The sequence below is a fragment of the Kitasatospora sp. NPDC022785 genome (genome assembly GCF_055561295.1).
This window is the reverse complement of sequence record NZ_JBVHHB010000031.1, coordinates 21,031-47,506: the sequence shown is the minus strand read 5'-3', so window position 1 is coordinate 47,506 and position 26,476 is coordinate 21,031. Positions and strand designations below refer to the sequence as shown.

At 72.5% G+C, this 26,476-nt stretch carries 24 protein-coding genes; 6 read left to right on the top strand and 18 right to left on the bottom strand.

Features of this window, described 5'->3' with window-relative positions; all coding sequences use genetic code 11:
• Positions 1-15 precede the first annotated feature (15 nt).
• The 9 genes from ACZ3YO_RS34315 to ACZ3YO_RS34275 all read right to left on the bottom strand — a co-directional run bounded on the left by ACZ3YO_RS34315 (position 16) and on the right by ACZ3YO_RS34275 (position 9,646).
• Complete coding sequence (locus ACZ3YO_RS34315; RefSeq protein WP_465577358.1) at positions 16-765, bottom strand: 5-deoxy-glucuronate isomerase; 750 nt, start codon at positions 763-765, stop codon at positions 16-18.
• On the bottom strand, positions 762-1,862 hold the full coding sequence (locus ACZ3YO_RS34310; protein ID WP_465577355.1) for a Gfo/Idh/MocA family protein: 1,101 nt from the start codon (positions 1,860-1,862) through the stop codon (positions 762-764). The genes ACZ3YO_RS34315 and ACZ3YO_RS34310 overlap by 4 nt, the downstream gene beginning before the upstream one ends.
• Entirely contained in the window at positions 1,862-3,046 is a 1,185-nt protein-coding gene (locus ACZ3YO_RS34305; protein ID WP_465577352.1) for an N-acetylglucosamine-6-phosphate deacetylase, read from the bottom strand. Before ACZ3YO_RS34305 ends, ACZ3YO_RS34310 begins: the two co-directional genes overlap by 1 nt.
• Positions 3,043-4,263 (bottom strand): glycosyltransferase family protein, encoded by a 1,221-nt coding sequence (locus tag ACZ3YO_RS34300; protein ID WP_465577350.1) that lies wholly within the window; start codon positions 4,261-4,263, stop codon positions 3,043-3,045. Before ACZ3YO_RS34300 ends, ACZ3YO_RS34305 begins: the two co-directional genes overlap by 4 nt.
• Positions 4,264-4,316: 53 nt before the next feature.
• Complete coding sequence (locus tag ACZ3YO_RS34295; RefSeq protein ID WP_465577347.1) at positions 4,317-5,345, bottom strand: alpha/beta fold hydrolase; 1,029 nt, start codon at positions 5,343-5,345, stop codon at positions 4,317-4,319.
• Positions 5,342-6,751 (bottom strand): polysaccharide deacetylase family protein, encoded by a 1,410-nt coding sequence (locus ACZ3YO_RS34290; RefSeq protein WP_465577345.1) that lies wholly within the window; start codon positions 6,749-6,751, stop codon positions 5,342-5,344. The genes ACZ3YO_RS34295 and ACZ3YO_RS34290 overlap by 4 nt, the downstream gene beginning before the upstream one ends.
• Entirely contained in the window at positions 6,748-7,506 is a 759-nt protein-coding gene (locus tag ACZ3YO_RS34285) for a sugar phosphate isomerase/epimerase family protein (RefSeq protein WP_465577343.1), read from the bottom strand. The genes ACZ3YO_RS34290 and ACZ3YO_RS34285 overlap by 4 nt, the downstream gene beginning before the upstream one ends.
• Positions 7,503-8,546: a Gfo/Idh/MocA family protein gene (locus ACZ3YO_RS34280; RefSeq protein ID WP_465577340.1), complete on the bottom strand. Its 1,044-nt coding sequence runs from the start codon at positions 8,544-8,546 to the stop codon at positions 7,503-7,505. Before ACZ3YO_RS34280 ends, ACZ3YO_RS34285 begins: the two co-directional genes overlap by 4 nt.
• 101 nt (positions 8,547-8,647) lie before the next feature.
• Positions 8,648-9,646 (bottom strand): zinc-binding dehydrogenase, encoded by a 999-nt coding sequence (locus ACZ3YO_RS34275; RefSeq protein WP_465577338.1) that lies wholly within the window; start codon positions 9,644-9,646, stop codon positions 8,648-8,650.
• 490 nt (positions 9,647-10,136) lie between these two features.
• Between ACZ3YO_RS34275 and ACZ3YO_RS34270 the strand changes: the two genes are divergently transcribed.
• Positions 10,137-10,802 (top strand): hypothetical protein, encoded by a 666-nt coding sequence (locus ACZ3YO_RS34270; protein ID WP_465577335.1) that lies wholly within the window; start codon positions 10,137-10,139, stop codon positions 10,800-10,802.
• Between the two features lie 54 nt (positions 10,803-10,856).
• On the top strand, positions 10,857-12,410 hold the full coding sequence (locus ACZ3YO_RS34265) for an amino acid adenylation domain-containing protein (protein WP_465577333.1): 1,554 nt from the start codon (positions 10,857-10,859) through the stop codon (positions 12,408-12,410).
• A gap of 148 nt (positions 12,411-12,558) precedes the next feature.
• On the opposite strand, the gene ACZ3YO_RS34260 is transcribed toward ACZ3YO_RS34265, so the two are convergent.
• The 7 genes from ACZ3YO_RS34260 to ACZ3YO_RS34230 form a co-directional block, all read right to left on the bottom strand.
• On the bottom strand, positions 12,559-13,608 hold the full coding sequence (locus ACZ3YO_RS34260) for a zinc-dependent alcohol dehydrogenase (RefSeq protein WP_465577330.1): 1,050 nt from the start codon (positions 13,606-13,608) through the stop codon (positions 12,559-12,561).
• Positions 13,605-14,651 (bottom strand): NAD-dependent epimerase/dehydratase family protein, encoded by a 1,047-nt coding sequence (locus ACZ3YO_RS34255; RefSeq protein WP_465577327.1) that lies wholly within the window; start codon positions 14,649-14,651, stop codon positions 13,605-13,607. The genes ACZ3YO_RS34260 and ACZ3YO_RS34255 overlap by 4 nt, the downstream gene beginning before the upstream one ends.
• A 24-nt stretch (positions 14,652-14,675) precedes the next feature.
• On the bottom strand, positions 14,676-15,947 hold the full coding sequence (locus ACZ3YO_RS34250) for a nucleotide sugar dehydrogenase (protein WP_465577513.1): 1,272 nt from the start codon (positions 15,945-15,947) through the stop codon (positions 14,676-14,678).
• Positions 15,940-16,623: a class I fructose-bisphosphate aldolase gene (locus tag ACZ3YO_RS34245; RefSeq protein WP_465577325.1), complete on the bottom strand. Its 684-nt coding sequence runs from the start codon at positions 16,621-16,623 to the stop codon at positions 15,940-15,942. Before ACZ3YO_RS34245 ends, ACZ3YO_RS34250 begins: the two co-directional genes overlap by 8 nt.
• A 706-nt stretch (positions 16,624-17,329) precedes the next feature.
• Complete coding sequence (locus tag ACZ3YO_RS34240) at positions 17,330-18,166, bottom strand: class I SAM-dependent methyltransferase (protein ID WP_465577322.1); 837 nt, start codon at positions 18,164-18,166, stop codon at positions 17,330-17,332.
• Between the two features lie 157 nt (positions 18,167-18,323).
• Complete coding sequence (locus ACZ3YO_RS34235; protein WP_465577510.1) at positions 18,324-19,118, bottom strand: spermidine synthase; 795 nt, start codon at positions 19,116-19,118, stop codon at positions 18,324-18,326.
• 56 nt (positions 19,119-19,174) lie between these two features.
• On the bottom strand, positions 19,175-20,137 hold the full coding sequence (locus ACZ3YO_RS34230; protein ID WP_465577320.1) for an alpha/beta hydrolase: 963 nt from the start codon (positions 20,135-20,137) through the stop codon (positions 19,175-19,177).
• A 246-nt stretch (positions 20,138-20,383) separates the two neighbouring features.
• Between ACZ3YO_RS34230 and ACZ3YO_RS34225 the strand changes: the two genes are divergently transcribed.
• Positions 20,384-21,805, top strand: a complete 1,422-nt coding sequence (locus ACZ3YO_RS34225) for a selenium-binding protein SBP56-related protein (protein ID WP_465577317.1) — start codon at positions 20,384-20,386, stop codon at positions 21,803-21,805.
• A gap of 234 nt (positions 21,806-22,039) precedes the next feature.
• Positions 22,040-22,654 carry a hypothetical protein gene (locus ACZ3YO_RS34220; protein WP_465577314.1) on the top strand — a complete coding sequence of 205 codons (615 nt, stop codon included), beginning with the start codon at positions 22,040-22,042 and terminating at the stop codon, positions 22,652-22,654.
• Between the two features lie 233 nt (positions 22,655-22,887).
• Here ACZ3YO_RS34220 and ACZ3YO_RS34215 read toward each other — a convergent pair whose 3' ends face one another.
• Complete coding sequence (locus tag ACZ3YO_RS34215; RefSeq protein WP_465577311.1) at positions 22,888-23,862, bottom strand: helix-turn-helix domain-containing protein; 975 nt, start codon at positions 23,860-23,862, stop codon at positions 22,888-22,890.
• Between the two features lie 100 nt (positions 23,863-23,962).
• Between ACZ3YO_RS34215 and ACZ3YO_RS34210 the strand changes: the two genes are divergently transcribed.
• Positions 23,963-25,078 (top strand): NAD(P)-dependent alcohol dehydrogenase, encoded by a 1,116-nt coding sequence (locus ACZ3YO_RS34210; RefSeq protein ID WP_465577308.1) that lies wholly within the window; start codon positions 23,963-23,965, stop codon positions 25,076-25,078.
• Positions 25,079-25,467: 389 nt separating this feature from the next.
• On the top strand, positions 25,468-25,872 hold the full coding sequence (locus ACZ3YO_RS34205; protein ID WP_465577306.1) for a hypothetical protein: 405 nt from the start codon (positions 25,468-25,470) through the stop codon (positions 25,870-25,872).
• Between the two features lie 136 nt (positions 25,873-26,008).
• Here the strand turns inward: ACZ3YO_RS34205 and ACZ3YO_RS34200 are convergent, their stop codons facing one another.
• Positions 26,009-26,446 carry a DUF6114 domain-containing protein gene (locus ACZ3YO_RS34200; protein WP_465552490.1) on the bottom strand — a complete coding sequence of 146 codons (438 nt, stop codon included), beginning with the start codon at positions 26,444-26,446 and terminating at the stop codon, positions 26,009-26,011.
• Positions 26,447-26,476 lie beyond the last annotated feature (30 nt).

Here is a 26,476-nt window from a genome sequence, read left to right as displayed (position 1 = left end):
CGTCTGCCGCACGCCTCAGCGGTCGAGCAGCCATTCGTGGGCCGGGTCGGTGCGGAGGGCGAAGTGGTCGTCCGCGCTCCCGTGGGCCGCCCACAGGTAGTAGATGTCGTGTCCGCCCGCGACGGCGACGGTGTGGTAGCCCTTGGGTACGGCGGCCAGCATGCCGTCGGTGACGATCTCGGTGTGCGCGTCCCGCACCGATCCGTCGTAGGTGAGGAAGATCCCGAACCCGGTGTCAGGCCGCACCCGGAACAGGAACGCCTCCTGGAGCGCGGTCTCCCGCGGCGGGTCGCTGAGCTGGTGCCGATGGGGTGGATAGGTGGACCATCGGCCGTCGTGGGCGAGGGTCTCTCCGAGGAGCACGCCGCACGTCTGCGGGGGTTGCAGCAAGGTCGTGACATGCCGCTCCCACGACCCCCTGCCGCGGACCTCCGGCTCCGGAACGGTGATCGGCGTGATGCGCGCCGGCTCGCGTGTGGCGGGAGCCGGCGAGGAGATCACCCCCACGTCGGCGGCCGACCGGCCTCCCGCGACGGTGAGCACGGCACCCGGCGGGACGAGCCATCCGGCCGCGGGCGCGGTGAACGGGTCGGTCCGGTCGACCACGTGGCGCTCGCCGTCCACGGTGGCGGTGAGCTCCCCGGAGATCAGGATCAACGCCACTTCCTGGTCCACGGCGGCACAGACCCTGAGGTCCTCGCCGGTCCGGAGCCGGTGGTGGGTGAGCCGCAAACCGTTGGGAGTGTGCACACTGGTCGTCGTCATTCCGCTGCTCCGTGGGAAACCGGGTGGGGGATGCTCATGCGTTGTCCTCGCTCGCTCGCCTCGAACATCGAGACGCCCGTGGCCACGGCGAGAGCGGCGTCCACGGCGGTGGCGAAATCCCGCCGCCCGCCGTCGACGACGGTGTCCACGAGGGCCGACAGCATGCGGGCGTCGGCGCCGGCGTGGGTTCCGTACTCCCGGTCGATCCGGTGGACGACGCGGCCGCCCGGGTCGGAATCGAACCGCACACGGTGAGGGCCGTCGGAGGTGTCGTAGTCGATGACACAGCTGCCGCTCGTACCGCGCAGCGTGCAGCGGTACCCCTCGCGCGGCGCGTCGGCGGTCAGCGAATACCGTGCCGTCGCACCGGACTCGTACCGGATGTCGGCGCGGATCCCGTCATGGATGTCCGCGTCGGTGGGGATGCTGTCCAGTCCCGGAAGGTAGCGATCGCGCTTCAGGACGGCCTGGACGCTCGCCGGGCGGGAATCGAGCCACCAGGCGAGCAGGTCCAGGTGGTGGCAGGACTTGGTGACCTCAAGGCCGCCGGAGGCGGCGCGGGTCCGGTGCCACCGGGTGTAGTAACTCCGCGCGTGCGAAGGCTTGAGTGTGTAGTGCAACTCGGCGTCGACCACGGCTCCGATCCGTCCCTGCGCGAGCCACTCGCAGACCGCCGCGTGGACGTTCGTGAACCGCAGGTTGTGCCCGACGAGCAGTCTCGCGGACGCTCGGTCGGCCTCCGCGACGAGGTCGAACGCGTCGCGCACCGTGGTGGCCAGGGGCTTCTCCACGAACGTCGTGCAGCCGGCGGTGAGGGACCGGCCCACGTGGTCCCGGTGTGTGGCGTCCGGCGAGGCGACGACCACCAGATCCGGCCGGGTGTCGGCGAGGACCCGGTCGACGTCGGACGCGTGGGCGACCGCGGCGCCCGGGAGATCGGACGCGATGCTGCGGGCGGCGTCCGGGTCCGAGTCGACGACGGCCACCGGGGTCGCGCGGATCGCCGTGAACGGCGCGGCGCCGGCGAGCCACGGTGCGTACAGTTTCCGGGCCCGGGTGCCGGCTCCGATCAGGACCACCCGTATCGGCCTGGCCATCAGAGACCGTCCGGGGTGACGGCCGGTACCGGACGGCCCGCCAGGATCACGTCCCGGATCTCCAGATCGGGAGTGAGGATCACCGCGTCGCCGTCGGATCCGGGCAACAGCGCTCCCTTACGGGGATACAGTCCCACGGTGCGGGCCGGTGTCGCGGTCGCCATCGTCAGGACGTCGGCCACCGGAGCCCCGGTCAGGGCCCGCATCCGAGGCAGCGTCATGCCGAGCGGCAGCACGCTTCCGCACAGGCTCCCGCCGTCCTCCGTGGCCGCGTACCCGTCGTGGACGCGTCCGGTGGCGGCCCCGACCCGGAAGGTCCGGCCGACGGCGAGTCCGGTTCCGGCCGTCGCGTCGGACACCAGGCACAGCCGCTCGGGCCCGAAGCAGCGCAACGCGATGGTCAGCAGCGTCCCCGGCAGGTGACGGCCGTCGGCGATGACCTCCGCGGACAGGCCTTCGGACGCCAGCGAGGCCTCCAGCAGCCCGGGGATCCGGGCCAGGCCGGGACGCGTCAGAGTGGACTGGCCGCTCCACAGATGCGCCAGATGGGTCGCGCCGAGGCTGCGGGCCCGCTCCAGCACCTCGGGAGAGGCGCTGCTGTGACCGACCGAGACCCGGATCCCGTTCCCGGACAGGTGGGAGATGAGCTCGTCGGCTCCGGCGAGCTCCGGCGCGAGAGTGACCATCCGCAGCACGGCCGGCAGCGGGGTGAGCTCGCGCAGCAGCTCGGCCGGCGATCGCAGCCCACTGCTGTCGTGGGCTCCGCGCTGGGCCGCGTCGATGCAGGGCCCCTCCAGATGGACGCCCGCCAGCGTCGGTGCACCCTGATCCGTGAGCAGCGCCGCAGCGGTCCCCAGGGCGGCGGCGGTGACGGTCGGCGCGGCGCTCGCCAGCGTGGCCACCGCGGTCGTCGTGCCGGCGCTCAGGTGCGCTCCCAGGATCGCCCGCCACGCGGCCGCGTCGGGTTCGGTGAAGTCGTGGCCGAGGGCGCCGTGGACATGCACGTCCACCAGCCCCGGACCGACCACGCAGCCGCTCGCGTCGACACGTAAGCGGTCGTCGTCGTGCGGGCAGCGGTCGCGGACCACGCCTCGGCAGATCACGACGTCGCCGACGCCTGACCGCCCGCTCCCGGCGCCGATCACCGTCCCCGAACGGATGACGGCGCACCCGCCTGCGCTCATCGCTCCGCCGCCGGCCGTGCCCCGGACGGGGTACAGGCGCACCGGGTGCCGACGGGGCCGCCCGGCAGATGCCGGTCATAGGATCCGCCATCCCAGAGGTAGCGGGTGCCGTCGGGGGCCAGGGGGTCGGCGAGCGCCCGCGGCACCAGGTCGTCCAGGGCGCCGGCCAGGACGTCGGCGCGGTCGGCCTTGCGCAGCAGCCCCAGGTCCTGGAGGCGCTCGGAGTGGATGTGCTGCTCCGACTCCCGCAGCTGGCGGGGGATGGCCAGGGTATTGGCCCCGGTCGCCAGGACCTCGCCCAGCATGTTCGCCCCGGCGGCCCCGATGAACAGGTCGCAGGCCCGCAGCCAGGGCAGGAGGTCCGGTTCGTAGTCGCGGATCTCCACGCCCGGGTCCTCCGCCCAGAGTTGCCCGAGCGCCAGCCGGTCGCCCGGCTCGAGGTAGGGCCCGGGCACCAGCAGGGCCCGGTCGAACTGCCCGCGTCGGCGCTGGAGCGCCGCGGAGAGCGCCCGCCACAGACCGCCGGCACCCTGGCCGCCGCCCATGGCGGCGACGACGAGACGCGCGTCGGGGTCGATGCCCAGCGCTTCGCGGGACTGAGCGGCGCTGAACGGATACCGCTCGGCGAGATAGCCGGTGTAGTGGAGGCGGTCCGCCACCTCCTTCGGGACGTCGTAGTACTCCGCGAGATCGAAGACCTCCCGGTGGGTGTGCACGTTGAACTGGCAGTAGTGGTCCAGGATCCACGGGCTCTGGTCGGGCGAGAAGTACTCGCGCGTCGTCTTCGCCCGGTCGAACAGCACGCCGCGCAGGGTCAGCACCGCGTGTTCGGCGTATCCGGCCTCCAGGGCCGGGACGAGCTCGTCTTCGGCGCCCCGGGGAATGTGGTCGCTCAGCAGCACCTCGGGCCGGTAGTGATCGAGGAAGACCGTGATCAGGTCCCTGCGGACCCGATGCAGGACGTCCTCGGGGACGGCGAGCCGCGGCCGCAGGTTCCAGCCGGTCGGGTCGTCGAAGTTGGCGAACGACGGGATCTTGACGACGTCGACCTCGGCGGGGAGCAGGTCCAGGCCGCGGTACGCCCCGGTGACGCCGGCGATCGAGTACGGCTCGGGCGAGCGGAGCAGGTAGTGGGCGACCTTGGCCGTGCTGGACGTGTGGCCGAGGCTGCGGCCGTTGTGCCAGTACAGGGCGACCCTGCGGCGTTCGTCGGGCATGGTCCGGCTTTCTCCTCGTGGTGGGCGTGGGTGGGGGCGACGCCTGTGTGACTTCAGAACCGGCTCGCGAGGCCTTCGGCGAGCGCGGCGTCCGACAGCAGGTCGGCGTGGGGGACTTCCGTCGCCACGACCGTGAGCGCGGGAACGGCGTGCCGCCATGCGGCGACGTCGGCCCCCTCGGCGGCGACGATGGTGACGGGCAGCGTGGAAGGGTTGACCGGAAACCCTTGGAGCGCGCGCACGTGGGCTGTGAAGACGCCGAGCCTGCGCTGGTAGTGCCCGATGAGGTCGGCATCGGCGCCCAGCGCCCGGAGCGCGTCGTCGAGAGCCCGGGCGGCACCGGACGACGTGATCCGATCGGCCGCGAGCGCGGGCCCGGCCGGGATCCGGTCGCCCTGACGGACGCGGTCCCGGTGCACCTGGTCGATGATCTCGGCGATGGCGTTCGCCTCGACCTCCGCCATCCGCCCCAGGTCCGGTACCTCGCCCGGGTCGAGCAGCAGCGCCCCGTGGACCTCAAGCCCCTCGGCGGCGGCCCGTCGCGCGACCTCGTAGGCGATGAAGCCGCCTGACGAGTAGCCGACGAGGAAGACCTCCCGCTGCCCCGCGGCCCGGAGTTCGTCCAGCCCGAAGGCCACCAGGTCTTCGAGGTCGGCCAGCGGTGTCTCGCCCGGTTCGAGCCCCGGCGGACGCAGGGCCAGCGCGCGCCGCCCGAACGGCCTGAGGAACCGCTGCGCGCTGAAGTCCTGGCCCCAGGCGCTGGGCACGTAGACGAGACAGGGTCCGGGCGCGTCGGGCCACATGACGAGGGAGGACATCGCACTCGACCCCCCGTCGCGCACCATGTCCGCGAACTGCTCGAAAAGCGGTGCCTCGAACAAGGAGATCAGCGACAGCTGGGACCGCAGGCGGGCGTTGACCTCGGTGGCGCAGACCACCGCGTTGATCGACGATCCGCCCAGCGCGAAGAAGTCGTCGTCCAGGTTCGGACGATCGCAGCCCAGGACTTCCTGCCAGATCCACGCCAGTTGGTGGTGCAGCGGGGTCCGGGGGTGCCGCCTCCCGGTTGCCGGGCTCGTCACGACCCCGCTCCTCGGCGCAACGACCAGCTCTGCGCGTCCGCCAGCTGTGCCAGCGGCGCGGGATCGAGGGCCGGGGAGTGCAGCCACCGGGTCGATCGCCTCGCGTAGTGCTCGGCGATCTCGGCGCCGACGTCCGGCGCGTCGCGCCCGGTCCGGACGGGGATCCAGCCCTCTTCGGCCGGTTTCGGCCGCCGCCAGGCGTCGACCAGCGTGCGGTAGAGCGCCCCTATCGACAGCACCGTGTCGGAGTGGGCGACCGACCGGGGCAGCGTTCCCCGCGTCTCGACGTGCTGACAGAGGCCGGACGCGAGGGCGCGCAGGGTCGCCGGGCGGACGGCCGGCGGATTCGCCGGGAGCTCCCGAGGATCGGCGGGATCGGTCGGTCCCAGTACTTCCGGCAGCGGGTCACCGGCCACGAGGCCGCGGCCTGCCCGCTCGCGGCACAGGACGTACGTCAGTTGGGCGGGTGAAGCCCACGTGGACGTCACCGTCACCGTCCCCGCCTCGCGGGCTTCACCGACAGCCGCCGCCAGCCGGCCGTCGTCGAACCCGGGGCGGGCGCCGGCGAGGGACCGGACGACCTCGGAGAACGGGACGACATCGGCGAAGTCGCTCAACTCGGTCAGAAGCAGGTCGAGGTTGGAGAGCATCAGAGAGGTCGACTCCCGGGACCTGCCCACGGGTCGGCGCAGCCTCGGCGAGTCCGGATTGCGGCCGTCCGCGAAGTTCACCGCGTCCCAGAACTCCGCGTTCACGAACATCGTCGGATGCCCGAGGTACAGGTGGACGACGCCGCCGGCGGCGGCGCGTTCGGCCACCAGCAGCCGGATCCGGGCCAGGAGGGCCGCGAACCGTGCGGCGTCGGCGAGGTCGTCCTCGACCGGGCCGATCATCGAACGCCGGGCGAAGCAGAGCGCGCCGGCGTACCAGTGCGGCTGGTCGTCCGACGGGATGCGGCTGAACGAGTGCACGTGCGACGAGATGCCCAACTCCGCGACCGTGGCCGGGATCTGCGGCCCCCAGGACGTGCCGGGCGTCGCGAACGCCCACAGCCGCCGGCCGGTGAGGTCGCGCAGGAAGTCCGCCCCGGACGCCTCGCGGGCGATCACCTCCGCCCTGCCCTCGTCCCATGTGCGGGTCTCGAGGTATTCGGAGATCGTGGGGTGTCTCGAATGACGGTCGGAGTGGAAGCCGATGTCGTGTCCGCGAAGGGCGTTCACGACGTCGGTCCGGCCCCGTTCCGCCAGCGCCCGCGCCTTGTCCCCGGTGAGGAAGAAGCCCGCTGACATCCCGTGGCGCCCGATCAGGTCGGCCAGCCACACGATTGCGTCGTCGCTCTCGGCCGTCACGACGTCCTCGACGTCGAAGGAGAGGACGACCCGGGGCCGGTCCGCGGTCGGCGTCATCGGGGATCGGCCTTCTGGAAGTCGTTCATCCACAACGTGGCGGCCGCGTCGCGGAGGACTTCGAAGGCGCACGCCGGTTCGATCTCCAGCGCGCACAGCCCCGAGTAGTCCCGTTCCTCCAGCATCTCCCGCACCCGCCGGAGCGGCATCGCAGCGAACGGGGTCACCGGACCACCCTTGAGGTGGATCTGCCGGACCAGTCCCAGCAGATCGGACAGCGCGGCGACGGGATCGACTCCGGCATACAGGCAGTTGCCGATGTCGAAGTAGAGCCCGACGTTGTCGTGAGCGCTCTGCTCCACCAGGCGGGCGACCTCGTAGGGGTCGGCGCCGCCGACGAACTCGACGGCGAGGCAGGCCCCCGACGCGTCCGCGATCGGTGCGAGCTCGTCCAGTGCCTCCGAGTAGACCCGGAACCGGTCGTACTCGTCCTCGACGACACGTGCGGGGATCAGGATCGGGCCGTACCCCGCGGCGGCACACGTCTCGATCAGGCCCCCGAGACCGGCGACCGTCTCGTGTCGTTCGGGTGCGGGCAGCTTCGGCAGGGCGGCGAATTCGGCGAGGACGACCGATCGGACGGCCACGCCGTGCCGGGCGGCGGTGTCGGCCACGGCGCTGAGCGTCGCCGCCCCGGTCTCGATCTTCGCCGACGCCTCGGCGAAGCTGAAACCGAGCCGCCTGATCTCTCCGAAGACCTTGTCCAGGCCTCGGGAGGCGTCGACGGAATCCAGGTTCAAGCCGACGTGGGTCACGACTCATCGCCTCCCCGCCGTGCCTCGGCCGACAGGAGATCGCCGACCCGGACCGGAGTGCCGGTGCGGGCGGACTCCCGGTGGGCCGCGGTCGCGGCCAGCGTCCTCAGGGCGTCGGCGTACGGGGAGCGGATGAGTCCGGGGTCCTTCTCCTCGACGGCACGCAGGAATGCCACGTCCTGCTTCGCCATGGAGTCGTCGTCGAACACCGACTCCGTCACGTCGCCGCCGGCGATGACCTGGACGGTCCGGGCCTCTCCCTCGAACCCGAGCACCGAGATGGTGACGTCGTCCGCGAACAGGTGCAGGCCCTTGGCCCGTTGCGGCTTGCCGTGGCCGGAGATCAGGTTGTTCGTCAGGCTGCCGATCGCGCCGTCGGCGAAGCCGAAGCAGGCGGCCTCGGCCGCGAGGATCTCCGTGTCGGGGCTGTCGGCGCTGCGCCGCCGGCCGATGGCGTAGACCGTGTCGATCTCGCCCATCAGGTATCGGAGCATGTCCACCTGATGGGTGGCCATCTCCAGGACCTGGCCGCCGGACTTGGCGATGTCGGCGTACCAGGGGGCCTTGGGCCACGAGGTGTAGCGGTGCGCGACCGCCATGGCGATCCGGCGGCCGTCCAGCACCTGCTCGATGTGGTCGATGACGGCCGAGTACCGGGTCTGGTACCCCGCCGCGGCGATGAGGCCGGCCGCATCGAGGAGACCATTGATCCGGATCGCCTGTGCCAGGTCCACGGACACCGGCTTCTCGACGAACATCGGCACCCTCGCCTCGATCGCCGCCAGCTCGGCGGCTCCGTGGGCGTGGGGCGGCAGACAGATGAAGACCGCAGAGAGGTCCTGCTCGTCGAACATCTCCTGCACGGTGCGGTAGACGACCGGCGCGTGCCCGAGTTCGGATGCCAGAGCGGCTGCGGCGGCCGCGGCCCCGCTGTCGATGTCGCAGAGCGCTGCCACCTCGACGTTCGAGAGCGGTGCCACCCGCTTCAGGTGCTCCTTGGCTATGAAGCCGGTACCGACAAACCCGATGCGTAACGTCATCGAACTACCTCCGAGGGAACCCCGGCCTTCGAGCCGGGAGAATGGCAAAGGGAAAGGTTTCCGCCGCTCAGGACGGAGAGGATGGCAGGGGCGGGTCCGCGTCACTCGGTCCAGTCGACGAGGATGCCGATCGTGGGGGTGAGGTCGTCGTCGAGGCGACCGAACGCGCCGGCCACGTCGCCCCGGGCGAAGCGGTGGGTCACCAGCCCGGCCAGGTCGAGCCGCCGCTGGGCGACGAGATCGAAGAACAGGTCCACGTTGCGGCGGAACGGCCAGCGGACGACCGGCGTCCGCTCCGCACGCTGGATGTGACTGTCGTGCACGCCGACGACGGTCTGGCTGCGCCGCAGCACCTCGCCGCCGATGACCTGCTGAGCCGGGAAGGGCGTGTCGCCGACCAGGACGATGGTGCCGCCGACGGCCGTGTACTCGGACGCCGCCGCCAGAACGGACGGCGATCCCGTCACGTCGTAGACGACGTCAACGCCGCCGGTGGCCCCGAGGATCCGGTCGCGGGCCTCCGCGGCCGTGACCGTGGCGGCACCTGCGCGGCGGGCCGCGGCCAACCGCGCCTCGTCGCCTCCGACGCACCATACCGTCGCCGCCCCGGCCACGGCCGCGTACCGGGCCACCAGCTGGCCGAGCGGCCCGAGGCCGACGACCGCGGCGTGGTCGCCGAGCCCCGGTTCGCCGCGGCGCACGGCGTGCTGGGCGATCGCCGACAACGCGAACCACACCGCGTCCTCGTCGGACACCTCGTCCGGGATCCGGTACGACCTCGACTCCTCCGCGACGGCGTACGTCTGGTAGCCGGCCCGGGTCGCCACACGGTCGCCCACCGCGAGTGAGCGCACCGCCGATCCTGTCGCGATCACCTCGCCGACCATGCTGTATCCCGGCGTGAACGGGTAGGTGATCCACTGCGCCCAGTGAGTGCCCGGCGCGAAGTCGCCGCGGAAGCAGACGCGGTCCGTGCCGGAACTCAGGAGGGACTTCCGCGCCCTCACCAGGACGTCGTGCGGGCCCACCGCGGGCAGCGGGACCGATCGCATCTCCACCCGCCGCGGCTCGGTGATGACGGCGCGGCTCGTCGTGGTCACCTCCATGTCCGACCCCTGTTTTCCCTGGTCACCCGGTTTCCGGTCGGCTGGATAGACGCTTCCACTCTAATGTCTTCCTTTCTCGCCGAATGTGTTCCGCAGAGAAACTTTGCGCTTGCCGGACGGCGCCGAAACAGCCGCCGGGGCACCATCCGGGGCAGCGCCGACTGCCCTTTCAGGCAGCGCCGCCGGTTCCACCGACTCGACCTGCGCGTTCGTCCAAGAACCTTGCTCGCGAAAGCACGGCGTTGTACGGTCTGGGTCCATCAGCGGATCACGGCCCGGCCGGCCGTATCGCACCACCGGGCTATGGCGCCGAAGGGTCGCAGTGTCCGGGTCCGAGCCCCGAGAAATCCGGCCCAATTCCGCCGTTGAAAGCCGCACTACCCGCTGGGGATTCCCTGACTCATTGCGGCCTGCCTCGCCGCGAAAGGACGCTGTCCGCGTGTCGAATAGAGCGCTGAATATTCAGGTCGAGTTCACCGCCGATATGCCACGGAAGACGTACCGGGCGTTCGACTCGAGTCCGGTCTGGGGGACGCCGGTCAAGGTCGACCCGCTTCGGGCGCCGGCGTTGGCGGAGCGGCTGCTCACGCTGGCCGATCTGGCGTCGTGTTACGCCGACGAACTCATCGGCCCGGACGACGAGGAGTGCACGGTGATGGGCTACTGCCTGGGCGCCGGCTTCGCCCTCGCACTGGCCGAGGCCGTGTCCTGCCGGATTCCCGTCACCAAGGTGGTCCTCCTCGATCCGGCCGAGCTGAGCCGGGAGCAATGCCAGATCGTCCTGAACCGGCTCGCCGGCGGACGCGACACCGACCCCGACGCCCCGGACATCCGGGACGTCCCCGCCGACCAGGCGTTCTCACTGGGTACCGCCCATCTCAGGACCAGGCTCGACGAGACACTGGCGAACCTGCCGGACGCGGCGCGGGCGGAACTGCTCCGGATGAACACGTCGTGGTTCGGCTTCGTCCTGGCGTCCGCGACCGCCGGGCTGCCGCGGCTGGACGTCGACCTGCGCTCGGTCTTCAGCCGCGACGTTCAGGGTTCCCGCTTCATCCCCCTGTCGGACGGCGTGGACCGTCTCGACGTCCCCGCGTCCGAGTTCTTCTCGGCGCTCTGCGGCTCGGACCTCGTCGCCGCGCTGCGGTGACGCCGTACCCGCGACCGTTCACCCGCCATTCATCCGTCGACTGCAGGAGGCACGATGATCTCTGCCAGCGAGCGATCGGCCGCTCCCGAGACCGTCCGCCGGCTTCTCGGCCCCGCGTACGGGGCCGGCGACCGGCCATGTCTCGACGACGGCGCGGGCTTGATGACCCGCGCGGAACTGCGCAGCCGCGTGCGGACTCTCGCCGCGAGGATCGGCGATCTCGCCGGGCAGCACGCCCTCGTCGCAGTGCTGTGCCACCGGGGGCGCGACTTCGTGGCGTCCGTGCTCGCCGTCCACCACTGCGGAGGCGCCTACCTGCCGCTCGACACGTCCCACCCCGACGAGCGTCTCGCGACGGTGCTGGCCTCAGCCGCGCCGGACCTCGTCGTGACCACGTCGGACCTCGTCGACCGGCTTCCGCCCGGGACGGCGGCGCTCCTGCTCGACACCGGCGATGTGGTCGGCCGGACGGCCACGCGCACGATGCGGTGCCGCGGCCTCGCCTATGTCACGTACACCTCCGGCACCACCGGACGCCCCAAGGGAGTCGCCGTCACCCACGAGGGGCTCCGCGCATACTTCCAGGCGATGGACCGCGAGATCGGGGAGAGCCGGGACCAGGTGTGGCTCGCGGCCAGCAGCGTGACGTTCGACTCGAGCGTCGGCGAGATCCTGTGGCCCGCGGTCAGCGGGCACCTCGTCCGGCTCGGGGGCAACACGTTCCCCGAACTCGTGGACGAGGTGCTGGACCCGACGCGGCGGATAACCCACATGCAGTGCGCCCCGACGCTGCTCCGTCTCCTGCTCTCCGAGCCCGGCGCCGACGAACGGCTCCGCACGGCGCAGACGCTGCTCATCGGCGGCGAGTCCTTCCCGCTCGACCTGGTCCCGAGCCTGAGAACGGGCTCCGGGGGCCCACGACTGGTGAACGTGTACGGGCCGACCGAGGCGACCGTCTGGGTGTCGCGGTGCGACGTCGCCCCCGGGGCGACCGGCCCGGTCAGCGTGGGCGCGCCCAGCGAGGGGAGCGTCCTCCGGGTGCTCGACGAGCGCTTGGAGCCGGTCGGTCCCGGTGGGACCGGCATGCTGTGGATCGGTGGCCGGCAGGTGGCGGCCGGATACTGGAACGACCCGGCCCTGACCGAGAAGGTGTTCCTCCCGGATCCGTTCGCCGGCGGCTCGACCCGGATGTACCGGACCGGCGACGTGGCCGTGGTGACTCCGGACGGCATCGTGCTCGTCGGCCGCGAGGACGACCAGGTCAAGGTCCACGGCAACCGCGTGGAGCTCGGCGAGGTCGAAAGAGCGCTCCGCGCCGTCCCGGGGGTACAGGACGCGGTGTGCCTGGTCGACCGGGACACGGCGGCTGCCTCACTGCTGGTCGGCGTGTGCGCCGGAGCCGGCATAGACCGCAACGCGGTGCGTGCCCACGTGACCGGCCTCCTCCCCGGCTACATGGTCCCCAGTCGGATCGTCATCCGGGACCTCCTCCCGATGACGGTGGCCGGCAAGGTCGACCGGCGACGGCTCGCCCAGGACCTGGGCGTCGCAGCCGACTCGTTCACCCTCACCGGTCTCGCGCACCCGGCCGGGGAGCCCGCACGCTGAAGGCGGTTCCAGCGGTCGTCGCCCCCGTGGTCGGTGGGACGAGCCGCGAGCCGTTCGGACAGACGCTCGGCTGGGGTCTCCCAGCCGAGCGTCTTGCGTGGGCGGCCCCAGGGAACCCCACCGGGCCGGGCCGCTCGGTGTACGGCGTTCAGCGCCCCGGTTCGACGACCAGGACCAGGCAGTCCGGCTGAGCGCTGATCCGAACCGCCTCGTTGATCCGGGAGAGACCGACCCGGTGGGTGATCAGCGGCTCCAGGCGGAGCCGGCCGGACGCCACCAGCCCGAGCGCCTCCTCGAACGCCCCCGGCCGGTAGTGGTAGCTCCCGACGAACGTGAGCCGGCGGTAGTGGACCTCGTTGGGGTCGAGGCGGATCCCGGTCCCCGGCGGGCAGCCGCCGAAGCCGACGACCGTTCCGCCTGTCCGGACCACGTCGAACGCCGTCCGGTAGGTGGCGGCCGTGCCGACCGCCTCGACCACGACGTGCACCCCCCGCCCGTCGGTCAGCTCGGCGATCCGCTCCTGGAACCGGTCGTCCGCCGGGACCGGTATGCCGCCGAACTCGGCGACGAGGGCGCTGCGGTCGGCGTGGTTCACCGAACAGAACACCCGGCGTGCCCCTCGCAACCGTGCCAGCTGGATCTGGATCAGCGCCACCGGGCCGCACCCGATGACCGCCACGTCCTGGCCTGGCCCGATCCCGGCGGTGTGAGTGGCGTCCAGGACGCATGCGACGATCTCGGTCAGCATCGCGGCGGGGAGGGACACGCCTGTGGGCACCGGTGTGACGTGCGCGGTCGGTGAAGGCCGGATCCGCACGAACTCGGCGTGCGCACCCGGCTCGACCACGGGCCTGGCGCCGCACAGCGCCTGCTGGCCGTCGCGGCACTCGGCACACGTACCGCACGGCGGATGCGGGTCGAACGTGACCGGCTGGCCTTGGCGGACATGCCCCACCGCCGACCCGACCCGGACGACCTCGCCCGCGACCAGGGTTCCGAGGACCGCGGGCGGGGCGATCCTGGGATGGCCCACGGTCACCGCCCGCGCGATCGCTGCGCCGAACATCGCCGCTCGGACCCGGACCAGGACGTCCTCGGGGTGCTCGATCTCCGGAGTCGGCACGGTCTCGACGGTGAGCGGGAGGCCTGGTCCGGACCAGACGGCGGCCCGCATCCGCGGCGGCACCTCGTAGGTCATGCCCCGCGCCCGACGAGCGATCCGGCGAACCATTCGACCGTGCGGTGCAAGCCTTCGTCGAACCCGACCAGGGGCCGGTAGGCCAGAGCGTCGGTGACGAGACCGAGGTCCGCGAGCGCCGATGCCACGTCGCCCTGTCTGGGTGCCGCCGTCTCCGCCTCGATGGCGGAAACACCGGCGTGGTCGGCGAGGAGCCCGCGCAGGAGCGTGAACAGCGTCCTGATGGGCGTGCCCTGCCCGGTGCCGACGTTGAAGACGCCGGGCGCGGGGGCACCGGATCTCCCCGAGGCCCGGGTGGCTGCCAGGATGTTGGCGCGCACGACGTTCTCGACGTAGGTGAAGTCCCGCGACTGGGTGCCGTCGCCGTAGATCACCGGGGCGTCGCCGGCCAGGAGCATCCGGATCCAGCGCGGGATCACCGCCGCGTACGGTCCGTCGGGGTTCTGACGCGGCCCGAACACGTTGAAGTAGCGCAGTCCGGTCATCGGGATGCCGTAGATCCCCTGGTAGACGGCTGCGAGCTGTTCCATCGCCCGCTTGCTGACGGCGTACGGCGACATGGCGTTGCCGATCACGTCCTCGCGGCGCGTCGCGGTGGAGACGTCGCCGTAGACGGAACTGGAGCTGGCGTACACGACACGGGCGACCCCGGCGTCCCCGGCGGCCCGGAAGAGGTTCGCGGAACCGCCGATGTTGACGTCGATCACCTTGTCGGGCTCGTGCAGCGAACGGGGCACGGAGTTCAACGCCGCCTGGTGCAGCACGACATCCACGCCCTGCACGGCGTCCCGGCAGTTCTCGAGCGACCTCAGGTCGCCTTCGACCAGCCGGAACCGGTCCCACTGCTCGGGCAGGACGCGCGCCCTGACGTCTTCGAGGTTCGCCGTCGTACCGGTGACGAAGTTGTCGAGTCCCACGACCCGGCGGTCGGCACCGAGCAGGGTTTCGAGCAGGTGCGATCCGATGAATCCGGCCACGCCGGTGACCAGCCAGGTGTCCGGCAGCGCGGCGCGCTGTCGGGGTGACAGCTGAAGAGTAGACATGGGTCTCCCAATCGACGGGGCAGGTCAGAGCACTGCGACACCGGGACGGCCGCCCAGCCTGCCCCGGGTGTCGAAGAGCAGCCGCGGTGCGTTCTCGTCGAACTGCGCACGGTACTGCGCGTGCCACTGGAGCAGGATCGTGACGTCGGCGGCGCGCAGCGCAGCCTCCAGCCCGTCCACGCGGTCGACCGCCCGGCCGTCGACGGACCAGGAGTCGACGAAGGGGTCGTGGTACCGGACGGCCGCACCCCGGCTCCTGAGTTGCCGCACCACGTCGTCGGCGGGGGACTCCCGCCGGTCCGCCACGTCCGCCTTGTAGGTGACGCCGAGGAGGAGGACGTCGGCCCGCGCGAGGTCGCCGTTGGCGCGGGCGAGCAGGGCGGCGGCGCGCTGGACGACGTACTCCGGCATGCCGTCGTTGATCTGTTGCGCCAGGTCGATCATCCGGGTCGTGACGCCGAGCTCCCTGGCCTTGTAGGACAGGTAGAGCGGATCGACCGGGATGCAGTGGCCGCCGACCCCCGGACCCGGCATGAAGCTGGCGAACCCGAACGGCTTCGTCCGGGCGCAGGCGATCACGTCCCACACGTCGACGCCCAGGCTGTGGCTCACCATGGCGAGCTCGTTGACCAGCGCGATGTTCACCTGCCGGTAGGTGTTCTCGAGGATCTTGGCCATCTCGGCTTCTCGCGTGCCCTTGGCCGGCACGACCTCCTTGACGAAGGCACCGTAGAAATCCAGCGCGCGCCGCGTGCACCCCGGGGTGTGGCCGCCCACGATCCGCGGGGTGTTGCCTATCCCGAATTCGGCGTTGCCGGGGTCGATGCGCTCGGGGGCGAAGGCGAGGGCGAAGTCCTCCCCCGCCACCAGCCCGGACTCTTCGAGGATGGGCCGCACCACGTCATCCGTGGTGCCGGGATAGGTCGTGGACTCGAGGACGACCAGCATCCCCGGCCGCAGCCGGCGCGCCGCCAGCCGTGCGGCCGTGACGACGCTCGTCAGATCGGGCACCCCGTCGGCGGTCAGGGGGGTGGGCACGCACAGCACCATGACATCGGCGGCGCGAACCGCCTCCCCGTCCCCGCCGGCGTGGAATCCGGCCGCCAGCATCTCGACGACGTCGTCGTCACTCACACCGTCGACGTGGGAGGCGCCGGCGTTCAGCCGGAGCGCCACCCGGGGGTTCGTGTCGTATCCGCACACCCGCAAGCCGGCGCGTAAGGCCTCGCGGGCGAGGGGGAGACCCACGTAGCCGAGCCCGACGACCAGGAGGTCGTAGGAGAGTTCGTCACTCATCATCGCCCCCGTGCACCGCCGCGGCCAGGCGGCGGATCTCGGCGACCGGGTCCGCCGCGCCCCACGCGCGTCGCCCGATGGCGCCGCCGCGGACGCCGAGACGCGCGGTGGACCGGAGGAAGTCGTGGAGCGCCGTCGCCGAGCCCGAGGGGCCGCCGGCGAGAACGATGGGCACCGAGGTGGACTCCACACAGGAGCGGATGATCTCCTCGTCATCCGGAAGCGACGTCTTCACGATGTCCGCGCCGATCTCCTGCGCGATCCGGCAGGCGTGGGCGTAAGCGCCCTTACCGAGGGCGGCCTCCGCCTCCGGACGCGTGTACACGGTCACCATCACGGGCATGCCCAGCTCGTGCGCGCGTTCGGCGAGCAGCGCGACGACACGCGCGTTCTCCAGGTCGCCGCTCGACCCGAACTTGAACTCGCCGCACACCGCGTCCGCGCCGAGCGCCGCCGCGTGCTCGACGGTGTTGAGCTGCACGTGGTCCACGCCCGTGGCGAGCCGGCCGGTGAGGGCCATGATCACGCCGAGCTTCTCGGCCCCCGGCACCGAGAGACACCCGGTGAGCCCAGGACGCAGCATCACGGCGTCCGCCCCGCCGCGGGCCGCGGCGGAGATGATGGCCCCAGGGCTCTCCAGCCCATTCGCCGGCCCCATGGTGATGGCGTGGTCCAAGGGGACGACGAGGGTGCGTCCCGTGGCCGGAGAAAGAATCCTACGCATGCGAATGTCGCGCCCGCTGAAGACCGGCTGGCTCGTGGTCGTTATCGCTGAGTTCATCAGCTGATCGCTCCTTCCCGGCCGCAAGCCGTATCCGTGTGCGGTGCGGCCGATTCGAGAACTTGGTCGGTCTCGAGTACGTGGTCGGTCTCGAGAAACTTGGTCGGTCTCGGGACCTTGGTCGGTCAGGCTCTCGGAATGCGTGTGTTCTGCACGGCATTCGGACGGCGGGTCACGGCACTTCGGCCCTGATGCCCGGAGAGGGTCGCCACTAGATTTTGACCGAGCCCAGGGGCGGCAAGAACAGGTGTCAGGGCACCGGTCGGGTCAGCGTCGGCTGCCTTTCCGGACAGTTTCGACTGCCTTTCCGGTCAGTTCCACCGGTCATCACCGGGCGTTCGTGCATGTGATGCCGTGACGCGACGAGGCATCGGGGAAGCGGTTCGACTCTCCGCCGGATGCCGGACGACGACGCCGTGCATGCGGACGACGGCTTGTCAGGGTGACGTTGGGGTGTCGAGGGCCGGACTGCCGACTCCCCGTTCGGGGGCGGCCCGTGGGCACCGCTGCGGGCAACCGACGCGCTGCTGCAGCCCGAGGTGCCGTGGCCGCAGCCGAGCGCCGCCGCCCTGCCCGTCGGCGCCCGCCTCGTCCGCTCCGTCTACGACAGCCCGCGCCGCCCGGCGAAGTCCAGGACGGTGACGGAGGGGCGGCGGGCCGCCAGCGCCGGGATTGTCAGGGCGAGTGGCAGGAGAACGCCCAGGAGGCCACGGCCGCCGGTCGGGCGGACGTCGCGGACGGCTGCCACCGACGGGCTCGCGGTGCGCAGCTTGTCGCGCTCACCGGCGTCCATCGCCCACGGCATGGCAGGTGCCCGGTAGCCCTGGGTGCGGATCTTTCCGCTCACGGTGAGGCGGGCGAACCAGCGCGGCACGGCGTCCAGGACCAGCGAGCCTCCCGGGAACCGCTCGGCGCAGCCGGCGATCAGCGCCTTCACCTGGGCGGGCGGGAGATACATGCACAAGCCTTGCGCTGTGACGCACACCCCCCGGTCGCGGTCCACCTCGTCGGTCCACGACACGTCGGTGGCATCGGCCGCCAGGTAGCGCTGGCGCGGACCGGGCGGCAGCAGCCGCTCGCGCAGCGCCATCGCCTCCGGGACGTCGACGGAGAGCCAGTGGGCGCGGCCGTTGTCGACCCGCCAGTACTGCGTCTCCAGCCCCTCGCCCAGGCAGACGACCGTGCCGCTCGGCTCGCGGGCCAGGAAGTCGGCCACCTCGCGGTCGAAGCACCCCACGCGGAGTGCTTGCAACTGCGACTGGGTGTCGCTCGTACCGAACCGCTCGGCAAAGGGGTAGTCGATCCGGTCGACCAGTTCGACCGCCTTGGGATCGCGCAGCAGCCCGTCCGGCCGGCGCGCCTCCACCGCCCGGTGCCAGAGCGTCCACAGCGCCGTCTCCGGCACCTCTCCCAGCTCGGGCCGCTCGCCGCTGCTCATCACGCGCTCCCTCGGACCTGCTCTCCCGGCATGGACCCGCCGATTCTGACACTCGGGGGCGTCCGAACCGGGCGCGCGACGCACCGGCGCGCCGGTGGGCAGCGGGCCGCGCGCCGGTACGCAGGTAGGCCGGTGGGCCGCGCGCCGGAAACGGGCGTCAGCCCACGCTGAAGGCGCCGTCCGGGGGCGGCGGGCTGTCCGTCGCCTCGGCGTCCGTCACCGCCGGCGTGCGACCGCAGAACGCCGCCAGGTCGGCGCCGTCCGTCAGCCGCGCCGGGAAGATGTCGGCCGCGAGGCGGCGCGCCAGGTCCGCGGCCGGCAACGGGTTCGCGGAGCCGGCCAGCAGGATGTTGCCGTACCGGCGCCCCCGCAGCACCGGGGCCTCGGCGATCAGGCAGACCTCCGGGAAGACGGCACGCAGGGTCGCCGCCTGGGCGCGGGCGAAGGCCAGCGGCGGTCCGTCGGCGAGGTTGGCGGCGTAGCAGCCGCCGGGGCGCAGGGCGGCGGATGCCAGTCGCAGGAACTCCACCGAGGTGAGGTGCGCGGGGGTCCGCGAGCCGTGGAAGACGTCGGCGACGACGAGGTCCAGCGAGCCGGCCGGGACGGCAGCCAGCGCGGCCCGCGCGTCACCGACCACCGCGGTGATGTCGGCGCCGGGCCCCTGCCAGGGCAGGTGCTCGGCCACCAGGTCGAGCAGCGGCCCGTCGACCTCGACCACCTGCTGCCGCGAGCCGGGGCGGGTGGCGGCCAGGTAGCGGGGCATGGTGAGCGCGCCGCCGCCGAGGTGGAGCGCGTCGAGCGGCCGCCCGGCGGGGGCGACGGCGTCCACGAGGTGGCCGATCCGCCGGGTGTACTCGAACTCCAGGTGGGTGGGGTCGCCCAGGTCGACGTACGACTGCGGGGTGTCGTCCAGGGTGAGCAGCCAGCCGCCGTCGCGGTCGAGGTCGGGCATCAGCCGGGCGAGCCCGAGGTCGGTCTTCCGGGCGACCGGGACGGGCTCCTCGGCGCTCACTCCGCCACCGGCGCCGGCAGGTACGCGGTGAGCCAGCGGTCGAGCTCGGTGAAGAACTGGGCGCGCGCGTCCGGTCCGGAGAGGACGAGGTCGTGCACGCCGCCCTTGATCCGGACGATGGTGACGTGCCGGCCCAGGCGCGGGCCGACGGCGGCGATGTCGTCGGCGCGCAGCACGGCGTCGGCGTGGTGCAGGGCGGCCCGCCACTTGGTGGTGGAGATCGAGGCCGTGGAGGCCATCAGCAGGACGGGGACGTCGATGCCCAGGCCCCGACGGGCCTGGCGCTGGCCGCGCTGGATGGCGGCGAGCCAGCCGGCGTAGAGGGGGAAGCCCTCGGCGGGCTTGAGGGTGAGGTCGAAGTCCCACTCGCCGCGGTGGTCCCGGTGCAGGCTGTGCACGTAGTGCGGGTTGAGGGTGGAGGGGAGCTTGCGGGTGGTGGCGAAGCGGCCGAGGGCGTCCAGCGCGGGGGCGCCGAGGGCGCGGACGGCCGGGGCCGCGGGCATGGACAGGAAGGGGCTGTTGAGGAAGAGCCCGTCGACGACGCCCTGCCCTGTGCGCCGGCCGGCCCAGAGCGCGGTGACCAGGCCGCCGGTGGAGTGGCCGTTGACCAGCAGCTGCCGGTGGCCGTCCTGCTCGCGGATGATCCGCACGGCCGCGTCCAGCTCCTCGTCGTAGGCGGCGAGGTCGCGGATGAAGTTCGGCGAGTGGTGGGGGCGCAGCGAGCGGCCGTACTTGCGCAGGTCGAGGGCGTAGAAGGAGTAGCCGCGCTCGACGTAGTGGTCGGCGAGGTGGGTCTGGAAGAAGTAGTCGACGTAGCCGTGGACGTACAGCACGGCCCGGTCGCTGCCCGGGACCAGCCGCCGGACGAGCGTGGCGCTGACGGCGCCCTCCTCGTCGGGGGCGAGTGGAAGCTCGACCGCCTCGTAGGGGGCTCCCAGGATGTCTTCTCGGAATTCCATGCCCGACTCCATGCCCGCCCGCACCCGTCCCTCTGCTCTGACCTGCCTGCCCCGGCAGGAACCACCGATCCGGACGACCGACGATACCGGCCGGTAGCCGGGAGCGCGGCAGCACGGTCGGCGCGGTGCCGCCGTGCCGTGGGCCTCCCCCGCTCCCCGTGCGCCTGCTGTGCGCCGGTGGTTCTGTGGAACGCTACCCGGGCCACAGTCACTCCCCTTGTCAATGACGCGAGTTGAGGAGTCAGAATGCCGCACGGGCACGATCCGCAGGCCGGCCACAGCGACCCGTCCCTCTACCGCACGCCCGCCGAGGCGATCGCCGCGCCGCCCGAGAAGCTGGCGTACGTGGCCGGGTTCGACCGGTCGGCGCAGCGGCCGGACGCGCTGCTCACCGTCGACACCGATCCGGCGTCGCCGACCTACGGGCGGGTGCTCAACTTCGCCGAGCTGCCGGGCCTGGGCGACGAGCTGCACCACTTCGGCTGGAACGCCTGCTCCAGCGCGCTGGCGCACGCCTGCCACGAGAACCCGGAGCGGCGGTTCCTCCTGCTGCCGGGCCTGCGGTCCTCGCGGCTGCACGTGATGGACACCCGGCCGGACCCGGTGCGGCCGAAGCTGGTGAAGACGGTGTCGGCCGAGGAGCTGGCGGCCAAGGCCGGGTACTCGCGGCCGCACACCCTGCACTGCGGGCCGGACGGCGTCTTCCTGTCCTGCCTCGGCAGCGGGGACGGCACCGACGGGCCGGGCGGGGTGGCGCTGCTCGACCACACCACCTTCGACGTGCTGCGCGCGTGGGAGACCGAGCGCGGACCGCAGCACTTCGCCTACGACGTCTGGTGGCACCTGGGCACCAACGTGGGTGTGACCAGCGAGTGGGGCACGCCCTGGATGGTCGAGGACGGGGTGGTACCGGAGCTGCTGCTGGGACGCAAGTACGGGCACGCGCTGCACTTCTGGGAGCTGGACTCGGGGCGGCACCTCCAGCGGATCGACCTCGGCGACCAGTACCAGATGGTGCTGGAGCTGCGCCCGGCGCACGATCCGCAGGCCGAGTGGGGGTTCGTGGGCGTGGTCACCAACGTCGAGGACCTCTCCGCCTCGGTCTGGCTCTGGCACCGGGAGGGCGCGGCGTTCACGGCGCGCAAGGTCATCGAGATACCGGCCGAGCCGGCGAAGACCGAGGACCTGCCGCCGGCCCTGCAACCGTTCGGGGCGGTGCCGCCGCTGGTCACCGACATCAACCTGTCGGTGGACGACCGCTGGCTGTACGTGTCGGCCTGGGGCACCGGGGAGCTGTTCCAGTACGACGTGTCCGACCCGTTCCACCCGCGCCTGGCCGGCTCGGTGCGGCTCGGCGGGGTGGTCGCGAAGACCCCGCACCCGGCCGAGCCTGGGCGTCCGCTGAGCGGCGCGCCGCAGATGGTCGAGATCAGCCGGGACGGCCGGCGGCTCTACCTCACCAACTCGCTGTACGGCGCCTGGGACGACCAGTTCTACCCGGACGGCATCGAGCCGTGGATCATCAAGCTGGACGCCGACACGGAGTCCGGCGGGCTCACCGTCGACGAGCGGTTCTACCCGCACGGGGACGAGTTCCGGGGCCTGCGGGTGCACCAGACCCACCTGGCGGGCGGGGACGCGTCCTCGGACTCGTACTGCTACCGCTGACCCGTCAGCCCCGCCGGCGGCGGCGGGCCAGGGCCGGGGTGCGGCCGTCCACCCCCGGGCCCGGGCCTGCCGCCGCCGGCATGCCCGGGTGGCTTTCCGGTCATGTTGGCCGGCCTTTCGGCCGTCGCCCACCGTGCCCCGTCCGGGCCCACTAGGGTGCGACGAGTCCCCGCTGACCCGCCTCCCCTGCCGTCCAAGCGCGCCGGGGAGGACTACCGATCGGACCGGTGTGCCATGACTTTGACCTTCCGTCAGCCGAGAGACCGCTCACGGACGACCACCGCCCTCGGGTGGATCGCCCGTACGGCCGCCACGGTCGCGCTGCTCGCGGCCGCGTTCACGGGCACCACGGCCGGAGCGGCCGTCGCCGCCGCTCCCGCGGCTGCTCAGACGGCTGCTCCCACAGCTGCTCCCGCCGCCGCTCTCACGGCTGCCATACCCGCGGCCGACTCTTCCTCCTCCGTGACGGCGGCCGGCGCTCCGGCCGAGGCCGCCGCGCCCGCCGTCGCGGCCTCGGTGGGCGGGTGGACGTGTCCCGGCGTGGCCGTCCCCCCGGGCTACGTCATCACGATGTTCGACATCCGCGGCTGCAACGGCTACGGCGCCTGGTTCCAGCAGCCCGTGCGCGACGGGATCTGGACCTGCGGGGGCTCGCCGATCGTCCCCGGCTACGTCCTGACGAACTTCGACACCAAGGGGTGCAGCGGCGTCGGCGCCTGGTTCCACCAGCTGGTCCGGAACGGGATCTGGACCTGCCCGTACTCGCCGATCCCGGCCGGATACCGCAGCACCACGTACGACGCACGCGGGTGCAGCGGCCTCGGCGCCTGGCTCACCGTGCGGGTCTGACCGGTTCGCCCGGGGCGTGTCCGGCGGTGCCCGGCGCCCGTGCGCCGCGACTGCCGGCACGCCCCGGGCGAAACCCCGCCCGCACCGGGCTCACCGCCCCGTCACAGCCCCGTCAACGGGGCGGGCCGGTGGTCACCTCCGCCGCCCTCGGGCAGCAGCGCGCCGCGTGGCGGGCCGAGCCGCAGCCGGTCGCCCACGGCGGTGCGGTCGACCGAGGGACCGGGGCCAGCGGCCTAACGGGACGTCTCCGGAGAGGACTTCCGGCCCACCGCCTCCGCAGCCGCAGCCGACGCGCCGGCCGCCGCATCGGTCGACCTCCCGGTGACGGCATCGGTCGACGCCCGGGTCGACGTCCCGGCCGGCGTCTCCGTCGCCACCCAACTCGCCAGCAGCCGGAGCGACTCGGCCGAGGTCGAACCGGGATCGGCGTGGTAGGTGACCAGCACCAGGTCCGGCTCGCCGGCCGGGCGCAGCGTCTCGTACCGCAGGGTGAGCCGGCCGACCACCGGGTGGTGCAGCTCCTTGCTGCCGTGCCCCTTGTCGCGGATGTCGTGCGCGGCCCAGAGCCGGCGGAAGTCGGCGCTCTTGAGGGAGAGTTCACCGATCAGGGAGGTGAGCCGGGGGTCGTCGGGGTCGCGCCCGGCGTCCAACCGCAGGATGCCCACCACGTCCGTGGCCTTGCCCTCCCAGTCGTCGTACAACTCGCGTGCGGCCGGGTCGAGGAAGACGTGCCAGGCCATGTTCCGCTGCTCGGGCGCCATCGCGGAGAAGTCGCCGAGCAGCGCGTTGCCCAGCCGGTTCCAGCCGATGATGTCCAGCCGCCGTCCGAGCACGTAGGCGGGCACGCCCTCCATCGCGTCGAGCAGCTGCTGCAGCGCCGGCCGGACCTGCTGCGGGCGGGCCGCCCCGGCGCGCCCCGTCCGGCGGCGCGCGGGCTTGGTGATCCGCTGGAGGTGCTCGCGTTCGGCCGGGGTCAGCCGCAGGGCGCGGGCGATCGAGTCCAGCACGGCGGCGGAGACGGACTCGCCGTGGCCCTGCTCCAGCCGGATGTAGTAGGCCGTGCTCACGCCCGCCAGCTGCGCCAGCTCCTCCCGGCGCAGGCCGGGGACGCGGCGGCGGGTGCCATGGTCGGGCAGGCCGACGTCCTCAGGCCGCAGCCGGGCCCGCCGCGACCGGAGGAATTCGCTCAGTTCGGTGCGCTGGTCCATGCGGCCCAGTATGAGGGTGAGCCTCCCAGTCGTACGTTGGGCGTGCGTACGACAAGCTCTGGCCTGGTTACCCCGATCGGTCCGGCGCAGGCTGACGCACATGACGAACACGACGACGACGGACACCACCGACACGACGGGCACCACGAACACGACGGGCACCGGCCGGCCGCGGAGCGTCTCCGCGTACGCCGCCCTCACCCCCAAGGCGCCGCTGGAGAAGACCACCATCCCGCGCCGGGCGCTGGGCGAGCACGACATCCTGATCGACGTCCGCTTCGCGGGCATCTGCCACTCCGACATCCACCAGGTCGGCGAGGACTGGGGCGACGGCATCTTCCCGATGGTGCCGGGCCACGAGATCGCCGGCGTGGTCGCCGAGGTCGGCCCGGGCGTGACCCGCTGGGCGGCCGGCGACCGGGTCGGGGTCGGCTGCTTCGTCGACTCCTGCCGGGAGTGCGACAACTGCCTGGCCGGGCTCCAGCAGTACTGCACCGGCAGCTCGGGCACGGTCTTCACCTACAACGGCGTGGGGCGCGACGGCGAGCCGACGTACGGCGGCTACTCGACGCAGCTGGTGGTGGACGAGGGGTACGCGCTGCGCATCCCGGACGCGCTGCCGCTGGACGTCGCCGCGCCTCTGCTCTGCGCCGGGATCACGCTCTACTCGCCGCTCACCCACTGGGGCGCAGGCCCGGGCAAGAAGGTCGCGATCGTCGGCCTCGGCGGGCTCGGGCACATGGGCGTGAAGATCGCGCACGCCAAGGGGGCCGAGGTCACCGTGCTCAGCCAGTCGCTGCGCAAGCGGGAGGACGGCCTGCGGCTCGGCGCGGACGACTACCGCGCCACCTCCGACCCGGCCACCTTCAGCGAGCTGGCCGGCACCTTCGACCTGATCGTCAACACCGTCTCGGCCGACCTCGACCTGAGCGCCTACCTCGGCCTGCTGAGGACCGGCGGCACGCTGGTCCAGGTCGGGGCGCCGGAGAAGCCGGTCTCGGTGAACGCCCACGCGCTGCTGGTCGGACGGAAGTCGCTGTCCGGCTCCATGATCGGCGGGCTGCCGGAGACCCAGGAGATGCTGGACTTCTGCGCCGAGCACGGAATCGGCGCCGAGATCGAGCTGATCAGCGCCGACCAGATCAACGCGGCCTACGCACGGGTCCTGGCGAGCGACGTGCGCTACCGCTTCGTGATCGACGCCTCGACCATCTGAGGATGCCGCCTCCGGCCGAGTACGGCGCCCTGCCCCGTACTCTCCCCGAGCGGTTCACTCCGGCACGGCGCCGCCCGTGGGTGACGCGGGCGGGCCACGGTGGGGCGTCTCCCGATCCCTCGCCAGAGGTCACCAGGAGGCCGGGGAGACACTCCCCGGCCTCCTGGCCGGTTTCCGACCCCGCGCCCCGAGGGCCCAAGCGCAGCGGCGTGGGCATCGAGCCCCTCCCCCCGCTCCCGGGATGCACTCGGCGCACCAGCGATGCAGGGTCGAGTAGGGGCGTGTCGGGCGAGAGGTCGGGAGATGACTGCAGCACGTGAAGTCTCAGGCGTCAGCGCGCGCAGCGCGGTGCCCGCCGCCGGGCGGCGGTGGCCGACACCGGAGGCGACATGACCGATCCGGGAACGATCCTCGCCCAGGCGCGCCAGGGGCCCGTACCGACGAACTGGCGAGTCTTCACCAGGCCGCGGGGGAAGCTCTCCGGCTTGTTGCACGGGACCTCGCATGATCCGGCCCCGCTGCTGGTCATCACCCCTGACGGCGCCGTCGAATACACCGACGAGAGCAAGCCGCTGACGATCGTCGGCTTCCACGACCTGACCGGGATGACGCTCCACGTGAGCGGGCGCAGCTTCTCCGACAGTTCCCTCGTGACCCTTTCCGTCTGGGTCGATCTCCACCACCGCGACGGCAGCACGACGAAGTGGCGGTCCGAATCCTTCGCCGACGATCTGCAGACGGTTCAGGGCTTCATCGAGGCGTACGGCGCGCACAAGGCGCTTCGAGGGTCCTGAGACCACCTTCTGCAAGGGGTCGTTTTCATCGGGTGGGCCGGCGGCGGCGGATGATGCGGGCAGACGGACACGGCGCCCCGCCCCCGGGGCTCTCCCATCGCCGGGGGTGGGACGCCGTGTCAGGCCCGGAGCCGGCTCACGCCCGGGCCGGTCCGGCGGCCTTGCCGCGGGGTGTGCGGCGCAGCCGGCGGCGGCGTGGGGGCTGGTCGGGCAGCCACCCGAAGGTGAGACAGGCGCCCAGCACTCCGATGATCATGCCGATCAGGAAGCCGCCCAGGTTGGAGGTGATCCAGCTGGCCAGCGAGGCGAGTACGGCGAGGATGGAGTAGAACAGCCGCTGGGCGGGGTTGAGCAGGATCAGCACGCCGCAGATCACCATCACCACCGGTACCAGGTAGCCGGCCAGGCCCTGCATCCCGATGTGCAGGACGACGGGCAGCGGGGCCCGCAGGGTGAAGAGGATCTCGGCGCCGCCCAGCAGCACCAGCAGACCGCCCCAGAAAGGCCGCCGGCCCCGCCAGCCTCGCCAACCCCGAGCGTCGCGCGCGGCGACGGGGGCCGTCTCGGCGGGCACCCCGGATACCGCGGGCACCCCGGACGCTTC

What these genes read in the sequence shown, in the direction of transcription:
- ACZ3YO_RS34315 (WP_465577358.1), bottom strand. Translation starts at nt 765, where the DNA reads ATGACGACGACCAGTGTGCACACTCCCAACGGTTTGCGGCTCACCCAC.
- ACZ3YO_RS34310 (WP_465577355.1), bottom strand. Translation starts at nt 1,862, where the DNA reads ATGGCCAGGCCGATACGGGTGGTCCTGATCGGAGCCGGCACCCGGGCC.
- ACZ3YO_RS34305 (WP_465577352.1), bottom strand. Translation starts at nt 3,046, where the DNA reads ATGAGCGCAGGCGGGTGCGCCGTCATCCGTTCGGGGACGGTGATCGGC.
- ACZ3YO_RS34300 (WP_465577350.1), bottom strand. Translation starts at nt 4,263, where the DNA reads ATGCCCGACGAACGCCGCAGGGTCGCCCTGTACTGGCACAACGGCCGC.
- ACZ3YO_RS34290 (WP_465577345.1), bottom strand. Translation starts at nt 6,751, where the DNA reads ATGACGCCGACCGCGGACCGGCCCCGGGTCGTCCTCTCCTTCGACGTC.
- ACZ3YO_RS34280 (WP_465577340.1), bottom strand. Translation starts at nt 8,546, where the DNA reads ATGACGTTACGCATCGGGTTTGTCGGTACCGGCTTCATAGCCAAGGAG.
- ACZ3YO_RS34270 (WP_465577335.1), top strand. Translation starts at nt 10,137, where the DNA reads ATGCCACGGAAGACGTACCGGGCGTTCGACTCGAGTCCGGTCTGGGGG.
- ACZ3YO_RS34265 (WP_465577333.1), top strand. Translation starts at nt 10,857, where the DNA reads ATGATCTCTGCCAGCGAGCGATCGGCCGCTCCCGAGACCGTCCGCCGG.
- ACZ3YO_RS34260 (WP_465577330.1), bottom strand. Translation starts at nt 13,608, where the DNA reads ATGACCTACGAGGTGCCGCCGCGGATGCGGGCCGCCGTCTGGTCCGGA.
- ACZ3YO_RS34255 (WP_465577327.1), bottom strand. Translation starts at nt 14,651, where the DNA reads ATGTCTACTCTTCAGCTGTCACCCCGACAGCGCGCCGCGCTGCCGGAC.
- ACZ3YO_RS34250 (WP_465577513.1), bottom strand. Translation starts at nt 15,947, where the DNA reads ATGAGTGACGAACTCTCCTACGACCTCCTGGTCGTCGGGCTCGGCTAC.
- ACZ3YO_RS34240 (WP_465577322.1), bottom strand. Translation starts at nt 18,166, where the DNA reads ATGAGCAGCGGCGAGCGGCCCGAGCTGGGAGAGGTGCCGGAGACGGCG.
- ACZ3YO_RS34235 (WP_465577510.1), bottom strand. Translation starts at nt 19,118, where the DNA reads ATGCCCGACCTCGACCGCGACGGCGGCTGGCTGCTCACCCTGGACGAC.
- ACZ3YO_RS34230 (WP_465577320.1), bottom strand. Translation starts at nt 20,137, where the DNA reads ATGGAATTCCGAGAAGACATCCTGGGAGCCCCCTACGAGGCGGTCGAG.
- ACZ3YO_RS34225 (WP_465577317.1), top strand. Translation starts at nt 20,384, where the DNA reads ATGCCGCACGGGCACGATCCGCAGGCCGGCCACAGCGACCCGTCCCTC.
- ACZ3YO_RS34220 (WP_465577314.1), top strand. Translation starts at nt 22,040, where the DNA reads ATGACTTTGACCTTCCGTCAGCCGAGAGACCGCTCACGGACGACCACC.
- ACZ3YO_RS34215 (WP_465577311.1), bottom strand. Translation starts at nt 23,862, where the DNA reads ATGGACCAGCGCACCGAACTGAGCGAATTCCTCCGGTCGCGGCGGGCC.
- ACZ3YO_RS34210 (WP_465577308.1), top strand. Translation starts at nt 23,963, where the DNA reads ATGACGAACACGACGACGACGGACACCACCGACACGACGGGCACCACG.
- ACZ3YO_RS34205 (WP_465577306.1), top strand. Translation starts at nt 25,468, where the DNA reads ATGACCGATCCGGGAACGATCCTCGCCCAGGCGCGCCAGGGGCCCGTA.